Origin of the sequence: Dietzia cercidiphylli, from assembly GCF_014145145.1 — a bacterium.
In the GTDB taxonomy this organism is placed as follows: domain Bacteria; phylum Actinomycetota; class Actinomycetes; order Mycobacteriales; family Mycobacteriaceae; genus Dietzia; species Dietzia natronolimnaea.
This window is the reverse complement of sequence record NZ_JAALEA010000372.1, coordinates 1-7,435: the sequence shown is the minus strand read 5'-3', so window position 1 is coordinate 7,435 and position 7,435 is coordinate 1. Positions and strand designations below refer to the sequence as shown.

Genomic DNA, 7,435 nt, shown 5'->3' with positions numbered 1-7,435 from the left:
CGGCGCACGACCCGCGCGAGGTCGACGTCCAGCACCGTCCCGGCCGGCGGGATGCCCACCACGACGACCCTGCCGCCCTCCCGCGTGAAGTCCGTGGCCTGGCGGGTGGTGGCGGCCGAGCCCAGCGCCTCGAAGGCGGCGTCGACGCCCCGGCCCCCGGTGATCTCCATGACCGCCTCGGTCGCATCGACCTCGCGCGAGTTGATCGTGTGGGTCGCACCCATGCGCCGCGCCAGGGCGAGCTTCTCCTCGTCCACGTCGACGGCGATGATGGATTCGGCGCCACTCACCGCGGCCAGCTGGACGATGTTCTGCCCGACGCCGCCCACGGCCACGACCGCGACCGACTCACCGGTCCGGACATCCCCGACGTTCCGCACGGCACCGTAGGCGGTGAACAGCGAGCACCCCAGGATCGCCGAATCCGCCAGATCCAGTTCCTCGGGGAGGGTGAACACCGCGGTGGCGGGCGTGACGCTGTACTCCGCCAGGCCGCCCATCGAGTACATGGACAGCGGCTCTCCGTTGGCGCGGTGAAGCCTGGTCTCGCCGTCGTACAGGGTCCCGCGCAGGCGGTTGTACTCGAAGAAGGTGGCGCAGAGGTCCTCCATCCCGCGGGCGCAGTTCTCGCACCACCCGCACGGCATGATGAAAGAGCCCACCACGCGGTCACCCGGGCGGACCGCCGTCACGCCACGGCCGACCTCGGCGACGACTCCGGAGACCTCGTGCCCCAGGACCCCGGGGAGCGGGAACCCCACCTCGCCCTTCATCACGTGGAGGTCGGTGTGGCACACCCCGCAGGCCGTGTTGTGGATCAGGACCTCGCCCTCCCGGGGTTCGGGGATCGGGATGTCCTCGAGCACCAGGGGGGATTCCGTGTCCACGCACACCGCAGCCTTCATGGTGGCGACTGTACTCAGTGGTCGCGGCCGAGGAGTTCATCCGAGATGATCCGCATCTGGATCTCGCTGGTGCCCTCGAAGATGCGCGTCAGCCGGGCGTCGCGCCAGTGCCGCTCCACCTGGAAGTCGGTCGTGTACCCGGCCCCGCCGTGGATCTGGACGCCCTGGGAGGTCACCCGCTCGGCCATCTCGGTGGCCACGAGCTTGCACATGGCGGCCTCGAGCGAGCAGCGACGCCCGGAGTCGATGGCCGTGGCCACCGAGAACATGAGCTGGCGCGCGGCCTCGATGTCGGCGGCCATCCGGGCGATCTCGAAGCGGAGGTACTGGAACTCGCCGATCGGTCGGCCGAACTGTTCGCGGGTGGCGACGTAGGCGATCGAGTCCTCCAGCGCGGCGCGGGCCAGGCCGATCGCGCGGGCGGCGGTGTGGGCGCGACCGACCTCCAGGCCGGAGACCGCCAGGTAGAAGCCCCTGCCCTCCCCGCCGAGCAGCGCAGAGGCGGGCAACCGGAAGTCGTCGAAGGACAGCTCCCAGGTCTGCCAGCCGAAGTATCCGATCTTGCGGACGGGGTTGCCGGTGATGCCCGCGGGGAACACGCCGCGATCCTTCTCCACCAGGAAGGCGGAGATCCCGCGGTGGGGCTTGGCCGGGTCCCGGACCGGGTCGGTACGGGCGAACAGCACGAGGTAGTCCGCCTGGTCGGCATAGGTGCACCACATCTTGGTGCCGTTCACCACCCACTCGTCGCCGTCGCGGACGGCTCGGCAGGAGATGTTGGCGACGTCGGAGCCCGCCTCGGCCTCCGACAACGCGTAGGCGCCCAGCCACTCGCCGCGGGCGACGCGGGGGAGCAGGCGCGCCTCCTGATCGGGGGTGAACCCGCCGCCCATCCCGTTGCCACGGGCGAGGAGACCGGAGACTGACAGCCACCCGCGGGCGAGCTCCTCGGCAACCAGGCAGTACTCGAACACGCCCAGGCCGAGCCCGCCGTGCTCCTCGCCGATCATGATGCCGAAGAAGCCGATATCGGCCATCTTCTGCCGGAGCTCGTCGGGGATGTCTCCCTTCTCCGGGTCGAGGCGGTTCGCGACCGGCAGGACCTCCCGGGCGGTGAAGTCGCGGGCCAGATCGCGGATCGCGAGCCGCTCCTCCGTGAGGTACACGGGGACACCGTCGCGGGCGGCGGGTTTGTGGGTCATGACTCAGGTCCCCGGGGTGGTGGGGCGATCGGCGGTGAGCCGGTCGGAGGGCGGGGGCGATCGGCGGTGAGGTGATCGGTGTCGGCGCCGAGGTCCGGCGCGGGACCGGTGGCCAGGTGCCGGCCGTCGAAGGTCGCGGGGTGCGCGGCCGCGAGGTACGAGCCGATCCCCGGCTGATCCAGTGCAGCGAACAGCGGGTTGGCCTCGAGATCGCCCTCCGCCACCACCTGGTCGAACGTGCGGTACCGCTCGTGCAGCACCACCGAGTCCTCCAGTGCCCGGGTGACCTCCGCCGTGGTGTGGGCGGAGAACCATCGGGCGAACAGTGCGGCCAGGACCTCCCGGTAGGAGTACCTGTCGGCCTCGGTACCGAAGTCGGCGCCGGTGGCCGACTCGAGGGCGTCGACGGCGTCCCGGGTCCCGGTCACCCGCGCCAGGTCGTGGAAATGCCTGGTGGTCAGGGCGACCACCATCACACGGCCCCCGTCGGCGGTGGTGAAGTCCCTCCCGAACGTGCCGTAGACGTAGTTGCCGACGGCGGGCCGGCTGGACCCGTCGAGCTGCGGCTCGGTGAGGTAGCCCAGCGCGCCGGCGGTGGCCAGGGCGACGTCGTCCAGCGGGAGCACGATGCGTCGGCCCCGGCCGGTCCTCTCCCGCTCGCGGACGGCGGAGACCACCGCCAGCGCCGCGTGGAGGCCCGCGGCGACGTCCCAGGCCGGCAGGGCGTGGTTGACCACCTGCCCGGCGCCCTGTCCACCGCCCTGTCCGCCGTCTTGTCCACCGCCCTGCCCGCCGTCCTGTCCGGTGATCGCGGGGAACCCGAGGGCGGCGTTGACGGTGTAGTCGACCCCGGGGCGGCCGTCGCGACGTCCGAGCAGTTCGAGGGTGATGACATCGGGTCGGACCGCGGCCAGACGCTCATGGCTCATCCACTCCCGGCCGGCGGAGTTGGTCACGAGGATCCCCGAGCCCTCCCCGGGCGCGGTGACGAGGTCCCGGAACGACTGCCGGCCCTCGTCGGAACGGAGGTCGAGGGTCACCGAGGACTTGCCCCTGTTGAGGCCGGTCCAGTAGATCGAGGTTCCGCCCGGGGCGAGCGGCCAGCGGTGCACGTCCGCCGCGCCGCCCACCGGGTCGACGCGGATGACCTCGGCGCCGAGCTGGGCGAGCGTGAGCCCGCACAGGGGAGAGGCCACGAAGCTGGAGAGTTCGACCACGCGGATGCCGCTGAGCGGTCGCGACTCGCTGGATTCGGCCATCGGTGGCTCCCGGGGGTCCGGCGGTGACTATTGCCCCGCTCCGTAATTGATGATAATAGTTTGAAGCATACTTCACCGGATCGTGGTTCCGCGAGGGCCATCACGGACGACAGAGGACACAGTCATGAGCGATCAGGCGGACTCGGTGGGGCCCGAGGTCGACGCGGAGGACTTCGCGGCCATCCTCGCCACGACCCGCGACTACATCCGGACCGTGGTGATGCCCCGGGAGCGGGAGATCGCCGACGCCGACGCCGTCCCCGACGACATCCGGGCCGGGCTGGCCGAGATGGGGATGTTCGGGTACGCGATCCCGCAGCAGTGGGGTGGCCTGGGGTTGGACCTGACCCAGGACGTCGAGCTGGCGATGGAATTCGGGTACACCAGCCTGGCCATGCGGTCGCTGTTCGGCACCAACAACGGGATCGCCGGGCAGGTCCTGGTGAACTTCGGCACCGACGAGCAGAAGGCGGAGTGGCTGGAGCGGATCGCGTCCGGCGAGGTGATCGCGTCCTTCGCGCTGACCGAGGACGGTGCGGGGTCCAATCCCGCCGGGCTGGCGACCAGGGCCGTCCGGGACGGCGACGACTGGGTCATCGACGGCACCAAGCGCTTCATCACCAACGCGCCGGTGGCGGATCTGTTCGTCGTGTTCGCCCGGACCCGCCCCGCGGACGCCGGTGGCCCGGGGATCGCGGTGTTCCTCGTCCCCGCCGACGCGGCCGGGGTCACGGTGGGACCGAAGGACCGCAAGATGGGCCAGGAGGGTGCCCCGACCTCAGAGGTGGACTTCAGTGGTGTCCGGGTCCCCGCCTCGTCGCTGGTGGGGGGAGACGAGGACGCCGGGTACCGCGCGGCGATGACGTCCCTGGCCCGCGGTCGCGTGCACATCGCCGCCGTCGCCGTGGGGTCGGCGAGAAGGGCGCTCGACGAGTCGCTGGCCCATGCGGCCACCACCACGCAGGGGGGCACGGCCGTCGGCGACTTCCAGCTGGTCCAGGCCATGATCGCCGACCAGCAGGTCGGGGTGATGGCCGGACAGGCGCTGGTCCGGGAGGTCGCGGCCAAGTACGTCTCGGGAGAGGACCGACGCATCGCCCCGTCCGTCGCCAAGCTCTTCTGCACGGAGATGGCGGGGAAGGTCGCCGACCTGGCCGTCCAGATCCACGGCGGCACCGGGTACATGCGGGGCGTGGTGGTCGAGCGGATCTACCGGGACATCCGCCTGCTGCGCCTCTACGAGGGGACCAGCGAGATCCAGAGGCTGATCATCGGCGGCGGCCTCATGCGCGGTGCGACACGCGAGGCCACCGCACGATGACGGGAGGCGGGCCGCTCCCTCTCGAGGGGATCACGGTCGTGGCGGTCGAACAGGCCGTCGCCGGCCCGTTGGCCACCCGTCACCTCGCGGACCTCGGCGCCCGCGTCATCAAGATCGAGCGGCCGGGGGAGGGTGACTTCGCCCGGTCCTACGACGACACCGTCCACGGCCTGGCCTCGCACTTCGTCTGGCTCAACAGGGGCAAGGAGTCGATCGAGCTCGACCTGGCCTCCGACGACGGGCGGCGGGTCGCGCTCGAGCTGGCCGACCGTGCGGACGTGGTCCTGAGCAACCTGGCACCCGGGGCGATGGACCGGTTGGGTCTGGGGGCCGCTGCGCTCCGGTCGAGGAAGGACGAGCTCGTCGTCGTCACCCTCTCCGGATACGGCGAGGCGGGGCCGTACTCGGGCCGCAAGGCCTACGACATGCTCGTCCAGGCCGAGTCGGGGTTGTGCTCGATCACCGGTACCCCCGAGACCGCCACCAAGACCGGCGTCCCGGTCTCCGACATCGCGACCGGGATGTATGCGCTCTCGGCGGTCCAGTCGGCGCTGTTCCGTCGGGAGCGGACCGGGCTCGGTGCCACGATCGAGGTGTCGATGTTCGAGGCGACAGCCGAGTGGATGGGCCACCCCATGTACATCCGGATGTACGCGGACCGGCAGGTCGGGCGCATGGGCCTGTCGCACGCCTCGATCTGCCCGTACGACGCCTTCCCCACCAGGGACGGACAGGTGCTCATCGGGGTGCAGAACGACCGGGGATGGGCGGCGCTGGTCCGCGACGTGTTGGACCGGCCGGATCTCGTCGACGACGAGCGGTACGCGACCAACATCGCCCGCGTGGCGCGCAGGGCCGAGGTGGACGCGCTGATCGGGTCCCTGACCAGGGAGTACGACTCGGAGGAGCTGGCCGCGCGACTCGACGACGCCGGTGTCCCGGCGGCCCGGCTCAACGACGTCGCCGGACTGGTCCACCACCCGCAGCTCGAGGCGCGGGACCGGTGGCGCGAGGTCGACACCCCGGCCGGATCCGTCCGCGGCCTGCTCCCGCCGATCACCTACGCGGACGTAGAGCTACCGATGGGGCCCGTGCCGTCACTGGGCCGACACACCGATGCGATCCTGGCCGAACTGGCCGGGCGGGCACGAGGAGAGGACACACGTCATGGGACTTCTTGAGGGTAGGACCGCGGTCGTCACCGGAGCCGCGCGCGGGATCGGGTTGGAGATCGCGCGGACGTTCATCGACAGCGGGGCGCGCGTCGTGATCGGGGACATCGACGACGAGGCGGGCGCGGCCGCGGTCACCGAGCTGGGCGGCGAGGACGCCGCACGGTACGTGAACTGCGACGTGCGTGACGGGGCGGCGATCGAGCACCTGATCGACGTGGCCGAGGAGGCGTTCGGGCCGCTCGGGGTGTTCGTGAACAACGCCGGTGTCACCCGCGACGCCACGATGCGCACGATGACCGAGGAGCAGTTCGATGACATCATCGCGATCCACCTCAAGGGAACGTGGAACGGCACCCGCGCGGCCGCCGGGCGGATGCGGGAGCACGGGGGAGGGGCGATCGTCAACGTCTCCTCCATCTCCGGCAAGGTCGGGCTGAAGGGTCAGACCAACTACTCCGCCGCCAAGGCGGGGATAATCGGATTGACCAAGGCCGCCGCCAAGGAGGTCGCGTTCAAGAACGTGCGCATCAACGCGATCCAGCCGGGGCTCATCCGCACCGCCATGACCCTGGCGATGCCGCAGCACGTCTGGGACGAGAAGATGGCCGAGATCCCCCTGGGCCGGGCCGGCGAGCCCTCCGAGGTCGCGCAGGTCGTGCTGTTCCTGGCCAGCGACATGTCGAGCTACATGACCGGTACGGTCCTCGAGATCACCGGCGGCCGCCACATCTGATCCGCCTCGGACGGGCACGGCCCGATGACCCGGGTCAACCGTCGAGGTCCCACCGGATCGGCCTCGCGAGCGCGCTGTGGAACCGCTTCTCCAGGTACGTGGTGTGCTCGTGGATGTGGACCGACATCAACCGGGACGCGGTGTCGCCGTCCCGGTCGGCGATCGCGGCGTAGATCTCCTCGTGGATGTCGCACGTCAACTCGCGCTGCCGCCTGGGGTAGGTGATGCCCATCGAGGCTCCGGCGATCAGGCCGCTCAGCGCATCGAAGAGGTAGCCGAAGAGCGCGTTCCCGGAGCTCCAGGCGATCAGCTCGTGGAATCGCTCGGAGTGGGCCGAGAACGCGGCCTGGTCGCCCATCTGCTCCCGCGTCTGGCGGAGGTTCTCGGCGAGTCCGGCCAGTCCGGCGTCGTCGATCCGCGAGGTGGCCAGACGGGAGATGGTGGGCTCCAACGCCGTGCGGGCCTCCATGATCGTGGAGAACGGGGCGTTCTCGAACTGCAGGAGCAGGCTCAACGTGGCGGCCAGCGTCCCCCCGTCCGGTTGCTGCACGATCGGCCCGCCACCGGGCCCGGGCTTGAGCATGAGCACGCCCTGCAGCTCCAGGTAGCGCAGCGACTCGCGGAGCGTCCCGCGACCGACCCCGTACTGCTCGAGCATGAGGTGTTCCGGGGGCAGCCGGTCGCCGACGGTGTTCCCGCGACGGGAGATGTCCTCGACGATCTGCTGGGCCACCAGGAGCGCCGTCTTCTTGGGACGGCCCACCCCCGGCCGCGTGCCGCCTTCTGAACTCATGACAACCATTATCCCCGATCCGGGCGTCCGGGCATGAGTACCGTGTA

7 protein-coding genes are annotated in these 7,435 nt (G+C 70.8%); 3 read left to right on the top strand and 4 right to left on the bottom strand.

What is annotated here, in order from left to right:
• The 3 genes from G6028_RS13225 to G6028_RS13215 form a co-directional block, all read right to left on the bottom strand.
• A partial coding sequence (locus G6028_RS13225) for a zinc-binding dehydrogenase (RefSeq protein WP_182659147.1) occupies positions 1-905 on the bottom strand: 905 nt, incomplete at its 3' end.
• A gap of 14 nt (positions 906-919) precedes the next feature.
• The gene (locus G6028_RS13220; RefSeq protein ID WP_182616076.1) at positions 920-2,107 is read right to left on the bottom strand and encodes an acyl-CoA dehydrogenase family protein; all 1,188 of its coding nucleotides are present in this window, start codon (positions 2,105-2,107) and stop codon (positions 920-922) included.
• Positions 2,104-3,366, bottom strand: a complete 1,263-nt coding sequence (locus G6028_RS13215; RefSeq protein ID WP_182659146.1) for a CoA transferase — start codon at positions 3,364-3,366, stop codon at positions 2,104-2,106. Before G6028_RS13215 ends, G6028_RS13220 begins: the two co-directional genes overlap by 4 nt.
• A gap of 124 nt (positions 3,367-3,490) precedes the next feature.
• Here G6028_RS13215 and G6028_RS13210 point away from each other — a divergent pair, with 124 nt between their 5' ends.
• From G6028_RS13210 to fabG, 3 genes are read left to right on the top strand one after another with little or no spacing between them, the layout of a single operon-like run.
• A complete protein-coding gene (locus G6028_RS13210) occupies positions 3,491-4,687 on the top strand; it encodes an acyl-CoA dehydrogenase family protein (RefSeq protein ID WP_182652332.1) in 1,197 nt (398 codons plus the stop codon).
• Positions 4,684-5,868 (top strand): CaiB/BaiF CoA transferase family protein, encoded by a 1,185-nt coding sequence (locus G6028_RS13205; RefSeq protein WP_182659145.1) that lies wholly within the window; start codon positions 4,684-4,686, stop codon positions 5,866-5,868. Before G6028_RS13210 ends, G6028_RS13205 begins: the two co-directional genes overlap by 4 nt.
• Positions 5,855-6,595, top strand: coding sequence for a 3-oxoacyl-ACP reductase FabG (gene fabG / locus G6028_RS13200; RefSeq protein ID WP_179525660.1), 741 nt, complete (start codon positions 5,855-5,857; stop codon positions 6,593-6,595). Before G6028_RS13205 ends, fabG begins: the two co-directional genes overlap by 14 nt.
• Positions 6,596-6,629: 34 nt before the next feature.
• On the opposite strand, the gene G6028_RS13195 is transcribed toward fabG, so the two are convergent.
• Positions 6,630-7,388 carry a FadR/GntR family transcriptional regulator gene (locus G6028_RS13195; protein WP_179525659.1) on the bottom strand — a complete coding sequence of 253 codons (759 nt, stop codon included), beginning with the start codon at positions 7,386-7,388 and terminating at the stop codon, positions 6,630-6,632.
• Positions 7,389-7,435: the final 47 nt, after the last annotated feature.

Bases quoted from the DNA above. Each gene is read 5' to 3' on its own strand.
- G6028_RS13220 (WP_182616076.1), bottom strand. From the start codon at position 2,107: ATGACCCACAAACCCGCCGCCCGCGACGGTGTCCCCGTGTACCTCACG.
- G6028_RS13215 (WP_182659146.1), bottom strand. From the start codon at position 3,366: ATGGCCGAATCCAGCGAGTCGCGACCGCTCAGCGGCATCCGCGTGGTC.
- G6028_RS13210 (WP_182652332.1), top strand. From the start codon at position 3,491: ATGAGCGATCAGGCGGACTCGGTGGGGCCCGAGGTCGACGCGGAGGAC.
- G6028_RS13205 (WP_182659145.1), top strand. From the start codon at position 4,684: ATGACGGGAGGCGGGCCGCTCCCTCTCGAGGGGATCACGGTCGTGGCG.
- fabG (WP_179525660.1), top strand. From the start codon at position 5,855: ATGGGACTTCTTGAGGGTAGGACCGCGGTCGTCACCGGAGCCGCGCGC.
- G6028_RS13195 (WP_179525659.1), bottom strand. From the start codon at position 7,388: ATGAGTTCAGAAGGCGGCACGCGGCCGGGGGTGGGCCGTCCCAAGAAG.